Genomic DNA, 18,059 nt, shown 5'->3' with positions numbered 1-18,059 from the left:
CATGCGTGTACGTGGACGGGCGCGCGGAGGCCCGGCGCTCGCCGTGGCGGCTCTGCTGCTGGCGACGGCGGTGCTCACGGGGTGCGACGACGGCCCGGCGCCACCGCAGTCGTCCAAGGGCTCGTCCAAGGGCTCCTCGGCTGGAGCCTCAGGGGCTTCGTCCCGGGCGCCCGACCCGTCGAGGCCCCTGGACTGGAAGCGCTGCGACGCCCCCGAGGGCGGCACCGCGCCGGGTCCCGCCTGGCGGTGCGCCACGCTCGACGTCCCCCTGGACCACGCGCGGCCGGACGGGAAGACGATCGGCATCGCCCTGATCCGCAAGGCGGCCACGAGGAAGAGCGAGCGGCTCGGCTCGATGCTGTTCAACTTCGGCGGCCCCGGCGGCTCAGGGGTCGGCATCCTGCCGCGCGCCGCCGCTTCGTACAAGGAGCTCAACACCCGCTACGACCTGGTGGGTTTCGACCCCCGCGGGGTCGCGGCCAGTGCGGGGGTCCGCTGCCGCGGCGACAAGGAGCAGGAGACGGCCTACCGGGAGATCGACATGACCCCGGACACCCCGGCGGAGGAAGCCGCGTTCGTCGAGGACGGCAGGGACTTCGGCGCCGGCTGCGAGCGCCTCTCCGCCGCGGTGCTCCCCCACGTCGGCACGGTGAACGCCGCCCGGGACATGGACGCGATCCGCCGGGCACTCGGCGACGAGAAGCTGTCGTACTTCGGCATCTCGTACGGCACGGAGCTCGGCGGGACCTACGCGCACCTCTTCCCGGAGACCGTGGGAAGGGTCGTGCTGGACGCGGTCGTCGACCCGACGGCCGACTCGGTGGGACATGCCCGCAATCAGGCGACGGGATTCCAGCGGGCCCTGGAGAACTATCTGAAGGACCGCGGCCAGGACCCGGCGGCCGGCACCCGGCGGATAGCGCGGCTGCTGGAGCGGATCGACCAGGACCCGCTGCCGACCTCCTCCGGGCGCGAGCTCAACGAATCGCTCGCCGTCACCGGCATCGTGGCTCCCCTCTACTCGAAGAGCGGCTGGCCCACCCTGACGGCCGCACTCGACGAGGCGGAGGACGAGGGCACGGGCGACGGCCTCCTCCGGCTGGCCGACTCGTACAACGGCCGCGACGAAAAGGGACACTACGACACCCAGAGCCACTCCCAGCGGGCGATCTCCTGCGCCGACGCCAAGGCGAGGCCGACGGCTGCCGAGGCCCGGTCGCTGCTCCCCGAATTCCGGGAGCTGTCACCGGTCTTCGGCCCGTTCCTGGCCTGGGACACGGCCGGCTGGTGTGCGGGGTGGCCGGTCGAGGGGGAGCACGACACCCCGGAGGCGAGCGCTCCGGGTGCCGCCCCGATCCTGGTCATCGGCACGACCGGCGATCCGGCGACCCCGTACGAGGGCGCGCAGCGGATGGCGGACGAACTGGGCGAGGGCGTCGGCGTCATGCTGACCAACAAGGGCGAGGGACACGGCTCCTACGGCGAGAGCGCCTGCGTGACGTCGCTCGTCGACGCCTACTTCCTCGACGGAAAGGTGCCGGCGGACGGGCGCACCTGCTCCTGAGCCCCGGATACGCGAAGGGGCCGGCTCCCCTCGGAGCCGGCCCCTTCGTACGTCACGTTCGCAGGTCTAGTAGACCGGCTTCTCGGGCTCGACCTGGTGGACCCAGCCGATGACGCCGCCGCCGACGTGCACCGCGTCGGCGAAGCCCGCCGACTTGAGGACCGCGAGGACCTCGGCACTGCGGACGCCGGTCTTGCAGTTCAGGACGATGCGCCTGTCCTGCGGCAGGTCCTGGAGGGCGTTGCCCATCAGGAACTCGTTCTTCGGGACCAGCCGGGAGCCGGGGATCGAGACGATCTCGTACTCGTTCGGCTCGCGGACGTCGATGATCTCGATCTTCTCGTCGCCGTCGATCCACTCCTTGAGCTGCTTGGGAGTGATCGTGGAACCGGCCGCCGCCTCCTGGGCCTCCTCGGACACGACGCCGCAGAAGGCCTCGTAGTCGATGAGCTCGGTGACGGTGGGGTTCTCGCCGCAGACCGCGCAGTCGGGGTCCTTGCGGACCTTGACCTGGCGGTACTGCATCTCCAGCGCGTCGTAGATCATCAGACGGCCGACCAGCGGGTCACCGATACCGGCGAGCAGCTTGATGGCCTCGTTGACCTGGATGGAGCCGATGGACGCGCAGAGCACACCCAGGACACCGCCCTCGGCGCAGGAGGGAACCATGCCGGGGGGCGGCGGCTCCGGGTAGAGGCAGCGGTAGCAGGGGCCGTGCTCGGACCAGAAGACGGACGCCTGGCCGTCGAAGCGGTAGATCGAGCCCCAGACGTACGGCTTGTTCAGCAGGACCGCGGCGTCGTTGACGAGATAGCGGGTGGCGAAGTTGTCCGTGCCGTCCACGATCAGGTCGTACTGCGCGAAGATGTCCATCACGTTCTCGGCTTCGAGCCGCTCCTCGTGAAGGACGACGTTCACCAGCGGGTTGATACCCAGCACCGAGTCCTTGGCCGACTGGGCCTTGGACCGGCCGATGTCGGCCTGGCTGTGGATGATCTGGCGCTGCAGGTTCGACTCGTCGACCTCGTCGAACTCCACGATGCCGAGCGTGCCGACACCGGCCGCGGCCAGGTACATCAGGGCCGGCGAGCCGAGGCCGCCGGCGCCGACACAGAGCACCTTCGCGTTCTTCAGCCGCTTCTGTCCGTCCATCCCGACATCCGGGATGATCAGGTGGCGGGAGTACCTGCGGACCTCATCGACGGTGAGCTCAGCAGCTGGCTCGACCAGGGGTGGCAGCGACACAGGAACCTCAACAATGCAGGTGGTCGGTTTCTACGTACTTCATCTACGTACGGTTGTTCTCCCGTAACACTGCCACGCCGCTCCTCATTCCGAGATACCAGGTCCGATCCGCGAGACGAATTCGTCCCAGTAGCTGGGCAGTGCCGCAAATGGATCGGTTTGCCCCTTCGCTCCGTCCCGGTCCGTGAAGAAGATCGTGCCCGCGCCCTGCCAGCGGGCGATGCGCATGGCCTCCTCCAGATGGGTGCGCGGGACCCCGTGGACGAAGTGCGCGAAACGGCCCGGTTCGTACGCGGCGGTCCACTCGGCCACCTGGGACCAGCGGTAGTCGGTCCACGGCCCCCGGAAGGTGACCAGTTGGTCGGCGGCCTCGGCGTAGCCGGGGTGCGGGTGGGTGCCGTGCCCCAGGACCAGCCGCCCGCCCTCCTCGTCCGCGCTGTCACTGTCGGCCAGCAGCGCGGAGAGGGTGCTGGTCAGCCGGCGGACCGCCTGGAGGCCGTCGCGTCCGTCCGGGCAGCGGTCCAGATAGAAGCCGCCGACGCGGTACCAGTCGAGATAGGACCGGGCGTCGGCGATCAGCTCACCGAAGGGGCGGCCGCCGAAGGCCAGGTCGAGGTGGCCCAGCAGCCTGCCCCCCGAGGCCCGGACGGTGTCCTCGGGGGTCTCTCCGTGCAGAGCCCGCTCGCGGGCGTTGCGCAGTCGCCCGGCGGCCTCCAGGCAGTGCGGGTCGGGCCGCGCCCCCGGCCCGTTGTCGATGTTGAGGACCGCCCAGTGCAGCGGTGTGCCCGGCCGGTTGAGCCCGGCCCACTCGGCGGGCGCGACCAGCGGGTGCGCGTACCCGGGCACACCGACGCCGAGATGTTCCGCCCCGCCGGTCCGCAGGGTGGAATTGGTGCTGGTCAGATACGGCACGCCGCCTCCATCCAGATGTCCGCGAGGGACTCCTCCAGATTGATGCGGGGACGCCAGCCGAGCCGGTCCCGGGCGGTGCGCACATCGGCCTGCTGCCAGGCTCCGCAGCCGTCGGGATAGGGGGACGGGGTGGCGGCGAGGTGCTCCACGACCGATTCCGAGGAGGCGCGGGGGGCACCGATGGGGAGCCGGCCGGGGGGTGTGTCGAGCTCGTGGAGCGCTCCGGCGTAACCGGCCACCCTGGCGAGGACCGCCGCCGCGTCACGCAGCCGTACGGCCCGGCCGGTGCCGATGTTGACGACGCCCTGGGCCGCGGAGAGCGAGGCCGCGTGGACGGCACGCGCCACATCGCGTACGTCGACGAAGTCGCGCTGCACCCCGAGGCCGCTGAGCTTGAGCTCGGGGTCGCCGGTCTGCATGGCGCGCCGCATGGTCTCGGCGAGCCGGCCGAGCGGGGAGCCGGCCGGGGTGCCGGGGCCCACCGGCGAGAAGACCCGCAGGACGACCGCGTCCAGGCCGGAGCCGAGGACCAGCTCGGTGGCGGCGAGTTTGCTGACGCCGTACGGGCCTCCCGGGCGGGGTACGGCGTCCTCGGCGGTGGACGAGCCGGGCTGCGAGGGCCCGTACTCGGACGCGCAGCCGACCTGGACGAGCCGTGCGCTGCAGCCGCTGCGGCGCATGGCCTCGCAGACGGTGGCCACGGCGACGGTGTTGTGGCGGGTCAGGTCCCGGGCCCCACCGCGGGTGGCGCCCGCGCAGTTGACGACGACCCCGGGGTGGACGGCGTCCAGGAAGCGGGTGAGCGCCCCCGGGCTGCCGCCCGCGAGGTCGAAGCGCACGTCGGCGTCGTCGCCGCGGCCGAGCGCCGTGAGGTGCACGGCCGGGTCGGCGAGCAGCCGGTCGGCGACGAAGCGCCCGAGGAACCCGTTCGCTCCGAGCAGCAGAACCCTCATCGCGCGCCCCCTCGGTACCGACGGCGAGCTGCCGGGGCGGGGGATTGGGGGGTCATGTCCGGTTTCTCCTTGAGGAAGGTGTGTGCGGTACGGGAGACCCGCGGCGTCGGCTCCGCGGGGTGGGGAAGGGGGCCCGGTCAGGCCGTGGCGTGGGCGGATGCCCGGGTGAGGGTGACCGACGCGTGGACCAGCAGCCCGAACGCGGCGATGCCGCAGGCGAGCACGGGTACGCCGCCGGGTCCGGCCGCGACGACGACGGAGTCGACGGGCCGGGCGAGGAGGCCGAGGCCGGGCAGCCGCCCGGCCAGGACCAGGAAGGGGGCCGCCACTTCCACGGCGCAGGCGGCGGCGAGTCCGGTGGCCGCGGGTTCGGGGAAGCCGTGGACGGCCAGCAGCCGGGCGAGGAAGAGCAGGGCACCGAGGGCGGCAGGCCCCACGAGTGGGCCTCCCGCGCCGGGTTGGCCGAGGCCGGCGAGGAACAGCAGCGCGGTCAGGGCGCAGAGGAAGAGCGCGAGGACGCCGAAGAGCAGGGGGCGCACGCCGGCGCCGAAGTCCGACAGGCCGTGGGATGCGGCGAGCCGACGACGCGCGTGCACCGCGAACAGCTGGGCGCACCAGGCCGCGGGGGCCAGGGCGAGCGTCAGCCCGAGCAGGGGGGCGGGGGCGGCGGTCCAGTGCCCGTCGGGTCCGCCGCTGATGACCTGGGCGAGCAGGTCGTCGCCGTACACGACGTAGCCGAGGAGCCAGCAGACGTACAGCGTGACGCCGCCGGTGCCGTCCGGGGCGCGCAGCGGGCCGCCGCGCAGAGCGAGCCGGAGCCCGAGGAGGACGAGCACCGCCCCGGCGGCGGTCACCGCGAGCCGGGCCTCGCCGCCGAGCACCCCCTCGGTCGCCCTGAGCGCCCCGGCGGTCGCGAGGCAGGCGGCGCCGGGGAGCAGCGCCGCGAGTGTCCATCCGGCCCTCGCCTCCTTGCCGGGGTCCGGCTGCGGCCCCGGGGTACGGGGGACGGGCCGGGCCGTACCGGGGACGCGGGCGTAGAGCTCCTCCGCGAGCGAGAAGACGTCACGGTGCCGGTAGCGCGCGGCGGTCCGGTCGGTGAGCCCGTGCGCCTCCAGACCGGCCGCGATCTCCAGGGGGTCGACGGCGCGCTCGCAGAGGTCCCGGTGCCGGTGCATGAGCGCCTTCACGGGGTCCGCGGGCCCGCGCCGGACCACTGGCCTGCGGGCGGGACGGTAGGCGATCTCGGGTGCCCGGACAGCGGAACGGACCGCACCCGGGTTCTCGTCCGCCGGCTCGTCCCCGGCGTCCTGGCCCGGGGTGTCGTTCGGTCTGCCCATCGGGGCTCCTCCGTGATCGCGTCCGCTCATGCCGTCACACATCGCCGTCACCCGCCCCGCGTGCGCCCGCGCACACGCTTTCCTCGCCGAGCGCCCAGCTCGGCACCCGGGAGGCACCCGCGGCGACCCCGGCGGGCAGCGCCGGCATCCGGCCGAGGGGCGGAGCACCCAGCACATGGGCCTCCGGTGGTGTGGCGAAGGGACGCGGCGGGCCGGCCGGATCCTGCGGATCCGGCGGCGTCGCCCAACGGGCCGGTGAGTGGGCCACCAGGTCGAGGTAAATGCCGCGAAATGCCGTGAGGTTCTGCTCGACGGTGAAGAGTTCGAGCGCCCGGGCGCGCGCCGCCGCGCCCAGGCGCGCGCGGCGCTCCGGGTCGCGCAGGAGCGCGACGCAGGCGTCGGCGAGCGCCCGCGGATTGCGCGGGGGCACCACCAGCCCCGTGCCGCCGACGACTTCCACGACGGCGCCCACGTCCGTCGAGACGGTGGCCCGGCCGCAGAACATCGCTTCGACCAGGCTGATGGGAAAGCCCTCGACGACGCTGGAGAGCACGACGACGCCGCCCGCGGCGTAGGCCTCCGCGAGGTCGGGCACCTCGGGACCGCCGATCTCCTCGAAGGTGACCGGGTTGTCGCCGACGGCGTGTGCGTCCGTGGCCTCGTCGGGGAAGAGCTGGGCGGCCAGCGCCCGGCAGTGGGCGAGGTAGGTGTCACCCTCGCCCCCCTGGACGGGAGCGCCGAAGATGCGCAGCCGGGCGTCGGGCTCGGCCCTGCGCACCTCGGCGAAGGCGTGGAGCAGGGCGATCAGGTCCTTGGCGGGTTCGATCCGCCCGATCCACACCAGGGTGCCGGGGCCGCCGTGGTCGTCGCCCTCCCCCACGGCCCCGAACCGCTCCGCCTCCATGCCCGGGTAGACCGTGCGCAGCTTGCCGCGGTCGGCGCCGAACCGCTCCTGCCAGCGGCGGACATGGGTGTTGCCGGGGGTGATCAGCGCGGCCTGCCGGTAGACCTCGGAGGCGAGCAGCCCGTGGAAGTTGGCCAGGAGGGCGCGCACCGGCGCACCGAGCGGGGCTTCGGGCGCCGCGAGGTAGTGGGCCCGCAACGGCACGCCGTGCTCCGTCACCAGCAGCGGCACGCCGAAGAAGCGTTTGGCCAGCAGCCCCGGAAGAGCGGCCGCGCCGCCGGAGGCCGCATGACAGAGGTCGACCGCGCCGAGGCCGTCCTCGTCGTACCAGTCGAGGGAGAGGGGGCGCAGGGTGCGCTCCAGCTCGGCCACGAAGGCGAGGTAGTCGGGGACGGTGGCGCTGTTCACGGTCCGCCCGGTACCCGGCGCGCGGCAGGCCGCCTCCACGATGCGTACGGCCGTCTCGGAGCGCAGGGCGTGGTGCAGTCCCCCGCGTTCCCGGGCCAGTTCGGCCAAGCCGTACAGGCCCTCCGTGAAGAGGCCGGCGGCCGTCCCGGTGTGCGCGTCCTCGGATTCGGGCCCCGCCTCCGCGCCGGCGCAGACCGCGCCGACGAGCGCCGTCATGTGCGCCGTGAAGCGCCGCCGGTCCCGTCGTCCGTACGAGCGCCCCAGCCCGGTGGCGATTCTGCCCGTCAGGCCCCTGGGGCGGCCGGTGTGCCGGGGGTCCTCCTCGTGCGTCCACATCGGCGCCGTCCGCACCCTGCCGACCCGGTCGGGAAGTCTGACCCAGCCCTGTTGTTCCTGGTCCGCGGAGCGGCTGAGGGCGAAGAGGTCGAACTCGTGCTGGGGAAGGCCGCGCACCAGACGGTCGCACCAGAGTCTGGACTCACCGGTCGCATACGGATAACCACCGTCCGTGAGGAGTCCGATCCGCACGAGCACACCCCCGATCTCCCTTGTGGGCAGCCGCCGTTGCTCGGCGACTCGCAGCGGGACGACCGTATGCGGATACATGGGCGGTGCGACGGACGGTTGTCCGTCGCACCACCGAAAGGGGTGAACCGGCGTAACTTTCTCGCCCCGGTCGCGTTCTGTTGCGATAAGTGGGCGACCGGTGACGCACAGTCAGGCTGCGGCCAGCTCCGAGCGGGTCGCACGGCGGGCAGCGGCCTGCGCGGGATCGAGCGCGGGCACCGCCGCCAGGAGCTGTCTGGTGTACGGGTCCCGCGGCGCCCCGTAGACCTCGTCGACGACGCCCTGCTCGACGATCCGGCCCCGGCGCATCACCGCCACCCGGTCGCTGACCTGCCGTACGACGGCCAGATCGTGGGCGATGAAGACGAGGCCGATGGAGAGCTCCCGCTGGAGCTCCGCGAGGAGTGCGATCACCTGGGCCTGGGTCGTGACGTCGAGCGCGGAGACCGGCTCGTCGCACACGATCAGCTTCGGCTCGGCGGCGAGAGCGCGGGCGATGCCGATCCGCTGACGCTGGCCACCGCTGAACTCGTGCGGATAGCGCTCGTACCGGCCGGCGTCGAGGCCGACCCGCTCCAGCAGTTCGCGCACCCGGTCCCGGATCCGGGTCTCGTCGGTCTCCCCCGCGGCCCGCAGCGGATCGGCCACGGACTCACCGATCGAACGGCGCGGGTTGAGCGAGGCGACGGGGTCCTGGAAGACCATCTGGAGCTCGCGGCGGAACGGACGGAGCTCCCTCTCCGGCAGCGAGCCGATGTCCCGGCCGCCGTAGCGCAGCCGGCCCGCCGTCGGGTCGGTCAGCCGCACCAGCATGCGCCCGAGCGTCGTCTTGCCGCTCCCGCTCTCCCCCACGATGCCGAGGGTCTCACCGGCGTGGACGGTGAGCGAGACGCCGTCCACGGCGGCGACACGGCCGGAGCCCCGGCCGAACTCGCGCCGGAGACCGTCCGCCTCGATGAGCGGAACGGCGTCCTGGGGCACGGTCCTCGGGCCGGGGACGCCGGCCCGCTTCCCGTCGATCCTCGGTACGGACGCCAGGAGCTCGCGGGTGTACGGCTGCCGGGGGGCGCCCAGCACCTCGGCGACCGGGCCGCGCTCCACCGCACGGCCGTGCTGCATCACCAGGATGTCGTCCACGCTCTCCGCCGCGACGCCCACGTCATGGGTGACCAGAAGCAGCCCCATGCCCGTCTCGCGGCGCAGGTCGTGCAGCAGGTCCAGGATCTGGGCCTGCACGGTGACGTCGAGGGCGGTGGTCGGCTCGTCGGCGACGATCAGCCGGGGTTCGCAGGCCAGCGCCATCGCGATGAGCGCGCGCTGCCGCATCCCGCCGGAGAACTCGTGCGGCCGGGACCGCGCGCGCCGGGCGGCGTCCGGGATGCCGACCCGGTCCAGCACCTCGACGGCCCGGGCCCTGGCGGCGCGCCGGGAGGCTGAGTTGTGCACCCGGTACACCTCGGCGATCTGGTCGCCGACCGTGTAGTACGGGTCGAGCGAGGACAGCGGGTCCTGGAAGACCATGGCTGCCTTCGCGCCCCGCAGCGCCCGCAGTCCGGCCTCGTCCGCCGCGCCCACGTCCGTACCGGCGACCCGGACGGTCCCGGTGACCCGGGCGCCGGTGCCCCGGTGCAGCCCGAGCAGCGCGGAGGCGGAGGCGCTCTTGCCGGAGCCCGACTCGCCGACGACGCCGAGGGCGGCGCCGGCCTCAAGGGTGAACGAGAGCCCGTCCACGGCACGGACGGTGCCGAAGTCGACGGTGAGGTCCTCGACCTGGACCAGCGGCGTTGTCATGACAGGACCACCCGTCGGTCGGCCAGCGCGTACAGCATGTCCGCGACGGCATTGGCGAGCACCACGAAGAAGCCGGTCACCAGCACCATGCCGACGACCACGGGCAGGTCCACGACCTTGACGGCGTGGACGAGTTCGCGCCCGATGCCCGGGATCCCGAAGAGGGACTCGGTGAGCACGGCGCCGCCGAACATGGAGCCGAAGTCCAGGGCGCTGAGCGCGATCACGGGGGCGAGAGCACCGCGCAGCGCGTGCCGCCCGATGACGGCGCGCTCGCTGACGCCGTAGGCGCGGAAGGTCCGCACATGGTCCTCGGCGAGCGTCTCCAGCATGGAGCTACGGGTCAGCCGGGCGTATTTGGCGGACTCGATGAGCGCCAGGGACACCCACGGCAGCAGGAGCCCCCAGGCCCACTGCTCGGGGTTCTCGCCGAAGGGCACGTAGGTGGGTGACGGCAGCCACCGCAGCGTGGAGCAGAAGATGATGATGAGCAGCAGCCCGATGACGAAGACCGGGGTGGCGGTCCCGGCCAGGGTCAGCCAGGTGAGGACCCGCTCGGTGATCCGGCCCCGCCGCCAGGCGGACAGCACGCCCGTGCCGACGCCGAGCAGGATCCACAGGGCGAAGGCGCCGATGACGAGCGAGCCGGTGACCGGCAGCTTGGTCAGGATCAGCCGCATGACCTGCTGGTCGCTCTGGTAGGAGACCCCGAGGCAGGGTGCGGAGCAGTGCTCCACGCCCGTGCCGGTGGAGAAGTCGCGCCCGGCGACGATGCCCTGGAGGAAGTGCCGGTACTGCGTGTACACGGGGTCGTCGAGCCGGAGCTGCTCGGTGACCTGGGCGACCTGGGCGGGTGAGCAGCGCGGACCGCAGGCGATCTGGGCGACGTCGCCCGGGGCCACGTAGAAGACCGCGTACAGGATGACGGTCAGGGAGAGCAGCACGAAGACGGCGCCGCCGAGCCGTCGCAGCAGGAATCCGGTCACGACGCCTGCTCCTTCGTACGTTCCTTGCGCTCCCCGCGTCCGGTGCCGATCCGCAGCCGGGACGCGGCCCGTGGGTCGAGTGCCGTACGGACGCCCTCGCCGAGGACGGTCAGGGAGAGCACGGTGACGAAGAGCAGTCCGGCGGGCAGCAGGAGATAGGTGGGGGCCGACTGGTACCAGGTGTCCGCTTCGGTGAGCATCTGTCCCCAGGACGGAGTGGGCGGTTTGATGCCGACGCCGAGGAAGGACAGGGCCGCCTCGACGGTGATGTTGGCGGGGAAGAGCAGCGCGGCGTACGTGATGACGGGCGCGGCGAGCGACGGCAGCAGTTCGCGCCGGGCGATACTCCACCGCCCGCGGCCGCTCAGCCGGGCGGCGGAGACGAAGTCGAGCGACTTCAGCGCGAGCGCCTGGGCGCGCACGATCTTCGACGTACCCGCCCAGTTGATGCCACCGATGACCAGTGCGATCAGGACGGGCCGGGGGAAGGATGACGGCACGATCGCGAGCAGGCCCAGGGCGATGACCATGAGCGGCAGGGCGACGTTGATGTCGGTGATCCGGCTGAGGGCCTGGTCGACCCAGCGGTTGCCGAGGGCGGCGGCGAGCCCCACGAGCACGCCGATGGCGACCTGGAGGACGGTGGCCGCTACGGCCACGCCGAGCGAGACCCGGGCCCCGTAGACGACGCGGGCGAAGAGGTCGCGGCCGGTCTGCGGTTCGACGCCGAACCAGTGGTCCGCGCTGATGCCGCCGAAGGAGCCGATGGGGACCCCGCCGGCCGCCGAGTCGACGAGGCCGGGGTGGTAGGTGTCGGGGTCCTGGCCCGCGAGCGCGGCGAGCAGTGGCGCCCCGATCGCGGTCAGGAAGAGCAGGAGGACCACGGCGGCCGCGACGGTGGCCGCGCGCTGGGCGCGCAGCCGCCGCCAGAACTGCCGGGCCCCCGAGGCGGGGGCGGCGACCGGCGCCGCTCCCGCCTCCTGGGCCAGTAGTGCTTCCGACATGGTTACTTGACCGCGGTCTGGGAGATGTCGAGGACGCCGGTCCAGTCACTGATGACCACGTTCTTGACGTCCTGGCCGAAGAGCCGCTTGTAGACCGGGTGGAAGAGCGGCACCGTCAGCGCCTTCTCGCCGATCTTCTTGTCGAGCGCGCCCCAGCGCACCGCGGCGGCGTCCAGGTCGGTGAGCTTGTTGATCTCGTCGATCTCCTTGTTGACCGACGCGTCGTTCAGGAAGCCGGAGTTGAAGTTGGCTCCGTCCTTCACGATCTGGCGGCCGTCGAAGATCGGCGCGAGGAACGGGCCGCCGGAGGGCCAGTCAGCTCCCCAGTGGGCGAGGAAGAAGCCCGGCTCCTCGGTCGCGCTGTGGATGGTGTCGGAGTAGTCGTTGCCCTCCAGCCCCTTGAGCTCGACGGTGATGCCGGCCTTCTTGAGGGCGGCCTGGAGCGCCGTGGCGATCTCCGGGCTGGTCTCGAAGTCCTTGTCGTTGGAGTGCGTGAGGGTGACCTTCAGACCGTTCGGGTGACCGGCCTCCTTCAGCAGCTCCTTGGCCTTCGCGGCGTTGCCGGTCTCGCCCGCCGGAAAGTGGTCGTAGGGCGTGTAGCCGAAGGACTTCTGGTTCGGCAGGTAGGTCGTGGCGGGCTCGGCGAGCGAGGAGCCGCCCGCGGCGTTGATCACGGAGGAGCGGTCGACGGCGTACGCGATCGCCTGACGCACCTTCGGGTTGTCGAACGGCTTCACCTTCGGGTTGAAGGCGATGTAGTTCGTGTAGCCGAAGTGGCCGGTGCCGACGCGGGCGGCGAGCTTCTTGTCGCCCGACACCTTGGCGAGCTCGGCCGGGCCGAGGTTGGTGTCGGTGGTGACGGCCGCGGCGTCGGCGCCCTGCGAGGCGGAGAGCCGCTGGTTGATGACGGCCGGGTCCAGGCCGGAGCGTACGTCGATCTTGTCCGGGTAGGCCTTGCGCTCCTCGTCGGTGTCGGCCGACCAGTGCTCGTTGCGCTCCAGGACGAGCCGCTCGCCGTCGTTCTCGTTCGAGACGACCTTGTACGGCCCCGAGGAGACGGGGTGCTCCTCGTACTTGGTGCCCGTGTCCTTGGCCTGGGGCACCGGGGTGGTCTGCGTCTGGGTGGCGAGGTACGGGAACTCGCCCTCGGGCTTGTTCAGGTGGAAGACGATGGTCTTCTCGTCCGGCACCTCGATCGAGTCGAGGCCCTTCTTGTCCTTGTACGGGCCCTGGTAGTCGGCCCCGCCGATCAGCCAGTCGCGCAGGTAGGGCGCGCCGCCGGAGAGTTCGGCGGCGAAGGACCGCTCGATGCCGTACTTGATGTCCGCGCTGGTGATGGCGGTGCCGTCCTCGTACTTCAGCCCGTCCTTGAGGGTGTACGTCCAGACGGTGGCGTTCTTGCTGGGCGTGCCCAGGCCGGTGGCGAGGTCGGGGACGACCTCGGCGCCCGCCGCACCGTTCTCGCGGTTGCGGGTGGTGAGCGTACGGAAGACCAGGGAGGGGACGTTGCCGCCGCCGGAGGTGTAGAGCCGCGCCGGGTCGAAGTCCTCCTGCGGGTTGCTGTTGAGGACCGTGAGCGTGCCGCCCTTCCGCGGCTTGCCCGAGGCGCCGGAGCCTCCCCCGCTTTCCCCGTTGTCCTGGGGCCCCGCGCAGGCCGCGAGGCCGGCGACCAGGGCGAGACTGACGGCGGCGGTGGTCGCCACGCGGCGCGATATGACGGACGGCTGACTCATCGGAAGATGACCTCTCGGTGTGCTGCGGCGGGGAGGAGGAGACATGGCCCGCGGGCGCAGCGGGTCCCGCCCCGATGACGGGGAAGGGACCGGATACCGGAATGCCGCGCCTGCGGACGGAGTTCGCCCGGGCGCGGATGGGAAGGGGCCGACGCGCCCGGAAAGGGCTCGTCAGGGGGCCGACGCGCGCTCGAGCAGGCGTCAGCGACAGAGAACGTCGGCTACGCAGTGCCCGGCCACGCCGAGGAGCGCCAGCTCAAGGGCGGCGCGCTCGGAGGATGCGGGGCTGCGTGACATGCGGAGAAATATGGACGACCCCTCTCCCGAATGTCAACGCGCACTGAGACGAGCGTCCCGCCATACGGACAGAGCGGCCTCGGGGTGGTTCAACTCCCCGGATAGACCCAGGGGTTGGGGCGGCACTTGATGCCGTCCAGGTTCAGGGTCTTGGTCTGCTGCTGCATCACGGGCGCCAGGGCGCCGGGGGTGCGGCAGCTCACATGGTTGTGTCCCAGCCGGTGGCCGACCTCGTGGTTGATCAGCATCTGACGGTACGGCAGGAGCTTGTCCGCCCCGAAGGTCGAGGCGCCCTGCGCCCAGCGGTAGGCGTTGATCATCACGCGGTCGGTGGCGGCCGAGTCGCAGGAGACGTTGTCCTCGGTGGTGTCGAGGCCGGACTTCGCACACCAGACGCCCGTGGTCCCCGGACTGGCGAGCGTGATGACGAAATCGGGTTCGCCGGAGGAGATCCGCTCGAAGGTCATCGTGCCGTTGTGCGCCCAGCTGCGGTCGTCGTTGAGCGTCTTCTGCACCGCCTCGGCGAAGAGTCCCGCGTCGAGACCCATCCCCTGTTCGACGTCGATCCGGTACCGGTACTTGTGCCCCTTGCCGGGAGCCTTCGCCAGCCCCGGTACCGCCTCGAACTTCCCGGACGCCTTCAGGTCCGGCGCCAGCGGAAAGGCGGTGGCCATCTTCTGCGCGTACGACAGGGGCTTGACCTCCTGCCGCTGCACCTCGGGGGTCGCCCGGTCCACCGAGCGGGAGGCGTCCTCGGAGTCCTGCCGGTCGACGCCCGTGGTCCGCGGGCCGTCCCCCGCGCCTCCGGAGTCCCGCGCCACCTGCCCGGCGACCACGACCGCGAGCACCGTGGTCACGGCGGCGGCCGCGATCCCCGTGAACGCGCGGCCCTTGCCCCCCTTGGCCGTCGGGGTGCCCTCGCCGTCCGGGGCCTCGTCGGGTCCGACGGGCTCCGTGGGGGCCCCGGTCGTCTCCTCGGGCGGAGCCGGGGGTGCGGGACGCGAGGGAGCGGTGTCGAAGGCCTCCAGGAACTCCCTGCGGGGGCCCGGTATCAGCGCGGCACTGCCGGTCTGCGGCCCGGCCGTGCGCCGCCCGGCCGCCTGCTGCGCCGCCCGCTGCCGCGCCATGGCGTCCTGCCTGGCCCGGAAGAGCTCCTGGGCGCCGGGACCCTCCGGGTCCCTCCGGCCGCTCGGCTGCGGCGCCGTCCCCCAGCCGCCGCCCGGCTCACGCTGTTCGGGGTGGCCGCCGCGCACCTGCGGGGCCTCGCGGAACGGGCTGTGGCCGTCCCGCGGAGGCGGCGTGACGGAATCCCGCCCGCGCCGGCCGGTACCGCGTTCCGCGGCGGTGCCCGCCGCGGTCCCGGTGTCCCGCCGGGTGGCCTCGGGGCCCTTTCGGCTGTGTCGTCCCACGCCCCGGATCAGCTCCTGCCACGTTCGTCGAGCAGTTCCCGGAACGCCTGGGCGACCGTCTCCGGGTACTCCATCATCGCCACGTGCCCCGCCTCGGGCAGTGACAGCAGGCGCGACTCGCGGAAGGCCGCGGACGCCCTGCGTGCCATCCGGTACGAGACCAGCTGGTCCCGTCCGCCGTACACCAGCAGGGTCGGTGCGAGCACCCGCTCGGCCTGGCGCCACAGCCCGTGCTGTCCGCCCAGCGTGTAGGCATCGACGATGCCCCGTGCCGAGCGCGTCATGGCGTCCCAGAAGTACGGCAGTTCCAGCCGGCGCTCCATCTCGGCCACCGCGTGGCGGAAGGCCTCGTCGGAGATACGTGCCGGATCGCCGTAACAGAGTGCCATGGCGCCGCGGGTGCGCTGCTCCGCGGTCCAGTTCCGGGTGAGCCGGACGAACAGGGATGCGACGCCCGGGAGTGCGAGCAGCGCGGTCGGCACGGCGGGCCGCTGGACCCGGATCTCGGGCAGGGCCGGGGAGATCAGCGTCAGGGTGCGCACCAGATCGGGCCGGCCGGCCGCGACCCGGGTGGCAACGGCGCCACCCAAAGAATTACCGAAAAGGTGAACGGGACCGCGCCCGCCGGCGTCCAGCAGCCGGACGACCGCCCGGGCGTGTCCGGTGATGGAGTAGTTGCCGTCGTCCGGCGGCGGGGAGTCCCCGAAGCCGGGCAGATCGACCGCCTCGCTGTCGAGCCTGTCCGCCAGCAGCGGCATCAGGGCCGACCAGTTCTGGGAGGAGCCGCCCAGTCCGTGCACGAAGAGGGCGGGATCCGCCCCCTCCGTCTCCGGCGGACGGGAACGGACGGTCAGGGTGAGACCGGGCAGCGCGACGGAGCGCAGCTCCTCACCCTCCGCGACCCGGACGGCACTGACCGTGGGCGCCACCGCGGCGGCGGCGTGGTTGATACCGGGCAGCTCGGTCGAAGACATGGAGGCAATGTTACGAGACGATCACGCGGTGGTTCATGTGTTCGCGGTCACAGGCCGCATCGCGCCTGTGGGGGGTTGCTCCTAGGCTGCAAGGGAAGGAAGGGAGCCATCATGACGGTCGACCCGAGCGACCCGGAGACGTTCGAGGATCCGCAGCCGGACGAACCGGACCCCGAAGCCCCCGAAGCCGACACCGCTGAACAGCAGGCCACCGTCCGGCCGGAGCGCGACGAACCGCTCACCGGAATCGACCGCTCCACCGCGAACGAGGCGGATGCGGCGGAGCAGGCCCGCGTTGTCACACAAGATGAGGACGATTACCGGTAAAACGCACCGCTTTGCGGCATGGGCCGACGTTTCTGCGGCTTCCGCAGCCGTCCGGTCCGTGAAATTCTGCGTCCGCGCCGCGCGCACCCGGGTTACTCAAAAGTACGATGGCCCGACGGCGCAGCGTTCACGGTACGGCTGTGTTCGATCACGAATTTGGGAGGCGGCGTGACAGCCATCGAGCAGACAGAGGCGGCGCGCCCGCGGGGCACCCGGCTGCCCCGCCGTGCCCGACGCAATCAGCTGCTGGGCGCCGCCCAGGAGGTCTTCGTCGCCCAGGGCTACCACGCCGCGGCGATGGACGACATCGCCGAGCGGGCCGGTGTCAGCAAGCCGGTGCTCTACCAGCACTTCCCCGGAAAGCTGGAGCTCTACCTCGCCCTGCTCGACCAGCACTGCGAGTCACTGCTCCAGGCCGTCCGTACGGCGCTCGCCTCGACCACGGACAACAAGCTGCGCGTCGAGGCGACGATGGACGCCTACTTCGCGTACGTGGAGGACGAGGGCGGCGCCTTCCGGCTGGTCTTCGAGTCCGACCTGACCAACGAGCCGGCGGTCCGCGAGAGGGTCGACCGGGTCTCGCTGCAGTGCGCGGAGGCCATCTCCGACGTCATCGCAGGTGACACGGGCCTGTCCAAGGACGAATCGATGCTGCTCGCGGTCGGCCTCGGCGGCGTCTCCCAGGTCGTGGCGCGCTACTGGCTCTCCAGCCCGTCCGGCATTCCGCGCGACTCCGCCGTACAGCTGCTGACGTCGCTGGCCTGGCGGGGCATCGCCGGATTCCCGCTGCACGGCGCCGATCAGCACTGAGCACGGCGTGAGCCGCGGCCGGTGTTCGCTGCGGGCGTTGCCGGTCGACCCGTGGTCCGTCCCTTCACCGGGCTAATGTGTGCTGCGTACGGCGCGGTTCACCGCGCAGAGACGGACCGTCGGAGGGACATAGCCGTGGAGGTCAAGATCGGGGTGCAGCACACGCCCCGCGAGATCGTTCTGGAGAGCGGACTTTCCGCCGAAGAGGTCGAGAGCGCGGTCGGCGAGGCGCTCAACGGCAAGGCGCAGCTGCTCAGCCTCACGGACGACAAGGGCCGCAAGGTCCTGGTGCCGGCCGACCGGATCGCCTACGTGGAGATCGGCGAGCCCAGCACCCGACGGGTGGGATTCGGCGCGCTGTAGCCCGCGCGACACGGCAGCAGAGGTGGAGGCCCGGCGGAATCGTCCGCCGGGCCTCCACCTTTTCTCCTCCGGATCGGCTCCGTGTTCTTCCCTCGGCGGGGTTCACAACGGCCGGGGAGGGTTGTATTCCGCAAGCCCCGGGTAAGACGGCCTACGACCGACCGACTGTCACGCAATCAGTAGCGAGGTGACCCCTGTGCTCTGGGAATCCATCAGCGCCGTCGTGCTCGGACTCGCCCTGTCCTGGGTCGTGCTCCGCTCCCTGCCCGGCCGGCTCCCGTCCTCCCGCGTGGTGTTCGTCACGGGCGGGCTGGGTGCCCTCTTCGGCGCGTATCTGACGCACTCGACACTGGGCTCCGGCCATGTGCTGGCCACGCCCGCCGGCGCCGTGCTGGTCGGGGCGGTGACCCTGTCCCTGCTGATCCGCCCGCGCTCCGGCCGGCCGGTGCGATCAGCGGCGGCCCAGTAGGGCCCG

Annotated in this window: 17 protein-coding genes; 5 read left to right on the top strand and 12 right to left on the bottom strand. The window is 72.3% G+C overall.

What is annotated here, in order from left to right:
• Position 1: 1 nt before the first annotated feature.
• Entirely contained in the window at positions 2-1,564 is a 1,563-nt protein-coding gene (locus ACIP63_RS11795; RefSeq protein WP_401513927.1) for an alpha/beta hydrolase, read from the top strand.
• A gap of 66 nt (positions 1,565-1,630) precedes the next feature.
• On the opposite strand, the gene moeZ is transcribed toward ACIP63_RS11795, so the two are convergent.
• From moeZ to ACIP63_RS11735, 12 genes are all read right to left on the bottom strand, one after another.
• Positions 1,631-2,809: an adenylyltransferase/sulfurtransferase MoeZ gene (moeZ, locus tag ACIP63_RS11790; protein WP_401513925.1), complete on the bottom strand. Its 1,179-nt coding sequence runs from the start codon at positions 2,807-2,809 to the stop codon at positions 1,631-1,633.
• Positions 2,810-2,893: 84 nt separating this feature from the next.
• Positions 2,894-3,721 (bottom strand): spherulation-specific family 4 protein, encoded by an 828-nt coding sequence (locus ACIP63_RS11785; RefSeq protein ID WP_401513923.1) that lies wholly within the window; start codon positions 3,719-3,721, stop codon positions 2,894-2,896.
• Positions 3,709-4,674, bottom strand: a complete 966-nt coding sequence (locus tag ACIP63_RS11780) for an NAD(P)-dependent oxidoreductase (protein ID WP_099174603.1) — start codon at positions 4,672-4,674, stop codon at positions 3,709-3,711. Before ACIP63_RS11780 ends, ACIP63_RS11785 begins: the two co-directional genes overlap by 13 nt.
• 137 nt (positions 4,675-4,811) lie before the next feature.
• Positions 4,812-6,011 carry a hypothetical protein gene (locus ACIP63_RS11775; RefSeq protein ID WP_401513921.1) on the bottom strand — a complete coding sequence of 400 codons (1,200 nt, stop codon included), beginning with the start codon at positions 6,009-6,011 and terminating at the stop codon, positions 4,812-4,814.
• Between the two features lie 34 nt (positions 6,012-6,045).
• Positions 6,046-7,851 (bottom strand): DUF3492 domain-containing protein, encoded by a 1,806-nt coding sequence (locus tag ACIP63_RS11770; RefSeq protein ID WP_401515088.1) that lies wholly within the window; start codon positions 7,849-7,851, stop codon positions 6,046-6,048.
• Positions 7,852-8,040: 189 nt separating this feature from the next.
• The gene (locus tag ACIP63_RS11765) at positions 8,041-9,681 is read right to left on the bottom strand and encodes a dipeptide ABC transporter ATP-binding protein (protein ID WP_401513918.1); all 1,641 of its coding nucleotides are present in this window, start codon (positions 9,679-9,681) and stop codon (positions 8,041-8,043) included.
• On the bottom strand, positions 9,678-10,667 hold the full coding sequence (locus tag ACIP63_RS11760) for an ABC transporter permease (protein WP_401513915.1): 990 nt from the start codon (positions 10,665-10,667) through the stop codon (positions 9,678-9,680). Before ACIP63_RS11760 ends, ACIP63_RS11765 begins: the two co-directional genes overlap by 4 nt.
• The gene (locus ACIP63_RS11755) at positions 10,664-11,671 is read right to left on the bottom strand and encodes an ABC transporter permease (protein WP_401513912.1); all 1,008 of its coding nucleotides are present in this window, start codon (positions 11,669-11,671) and stop codon (positions 10,664-10,666) included. Before ACIP63_RS11755 ends, ACIP63_RS11760 begins: the two co-directional genes overlap by 4 nt.
• A 2-nt stretch (positions 11,672-11,673) precedes the next feature.
• On the bottom strand, positions 11,674-13,404 hold the full coding sequence (locus ACIP63_RS11750) for an ABC transporter substrate-binding protein (RefSeq protein ID WP_401513911.1): 1,731 nt from the start codon (positions 13,402-13,404) through the stop codon (positions 11,674-11,676).
• Between the two features lie 201 nt (positions 13,405-13,605).
• Positions 13,606-13,701: an Ms4533A family Cys-rich leader peptide gene (locus ACIP63_RS11745; RefSeq protein ID WP_324605360.1), complete on the bottom strand. Its 96-nt coding sequence runs from the start codon at positions 13,699-13,701 to the stop codon at positions 13,606-13,608.
• Between the two features lie 89 nt (positions 13,702-13,790).
• Positions 13,791-15,110, bottom strand: coding sequence for a DUF3152 domain-containing protein (locus ACIP63_RS11740; RefSeq protein ID WP_401513908.1), 1,320 nt, complete (start codon positions 15,108-15,110; stop codon positions 13,791-13,793).
• 8 nt (positions 15,111-15,118) lie between these two features.
• Entirely contained in the window at positions 15,119-16,084 is a 966-nt protein-coding gene (locus ACIP63_RS11735; protein ID WP_401513905.1) for an alpha/beta fold hydrolase, read from the bottom strand.
• A 111-nt stretch (positions 16,085-16,195) separates the two neighbouring features.
• On the opposite strand from ACIP63_RS11735, the gene ACIP63_RS11730 reads away from it, so the two are divergent.
• The 4 genes from ACIP63_RS11730 (at position 16,196) to ACIP63_RS11715 (ending at position 18,053) form a co-directional block, all read left to right on the top strand.
• A complete protein-coding gene (locus ACIP63_RS11730) occupies positions 16,196-16,411 on the top strand; it encodes a hypothetical protein (RefSeq protein ID WP_401513902.1) in 216 nt (71 codons plus the stop codon).
• Positions 16,412-16,579: 168 nt separating this feature from the next.
• Complete coding sequence (locus tag ACIP63_RS11725) at positions 16,580-17,221, top strand: TetR/AcrR family transcriptional regulator (protein ID WP_099174612.1); 642 nt, start codon at positions 16,580-16,582, stop codon at positions 17,219-17,221.
• A 135-nt stretch (positions 17,222-17,356) separates the two neighbouring features.
• Positions 17,357-17,584 carry a DUF3107 domain-containing protein gene (locus tag ACIP63_RS11720; protein ID WP_167526138.1) on the top strand — a complete coding sequence of 76 codons (228 nt, stop codon included), beginning with the start codon at positions 17,357-17,359 and terminating at the stop codon, positions 17,582-17,584.
• Between the two features lie 196 nt (positions 17,585-17,780).
• A complete protein-coding gene (locus ACIP63_RS11715) occupies positions 17,781-18,053 on the top strand; it encodes a hypothetical protein (RefSeq protein ID WP_401513899.1) in 273 nt (90 codons plus the stop codon).
• Positions 18,054-18,059 lie beyond the last annotated feature (6 nt).

The sequence above is a fragment of the Streptomyces sp. NPDC088746 genome (assembly GCF_044751065.1).
In the GTDB taxonomy this organism is placed as follows: domain Bacteria; phylum Actinomycetota; class Actinomycetes; order Streptomycetales; family Streptomycetaceae; genus Streptomyces.
Note: the sequence above shows the minus strand (reverse complement) of the source record. Positions and strands in the feature narration are given on the sequence as shown.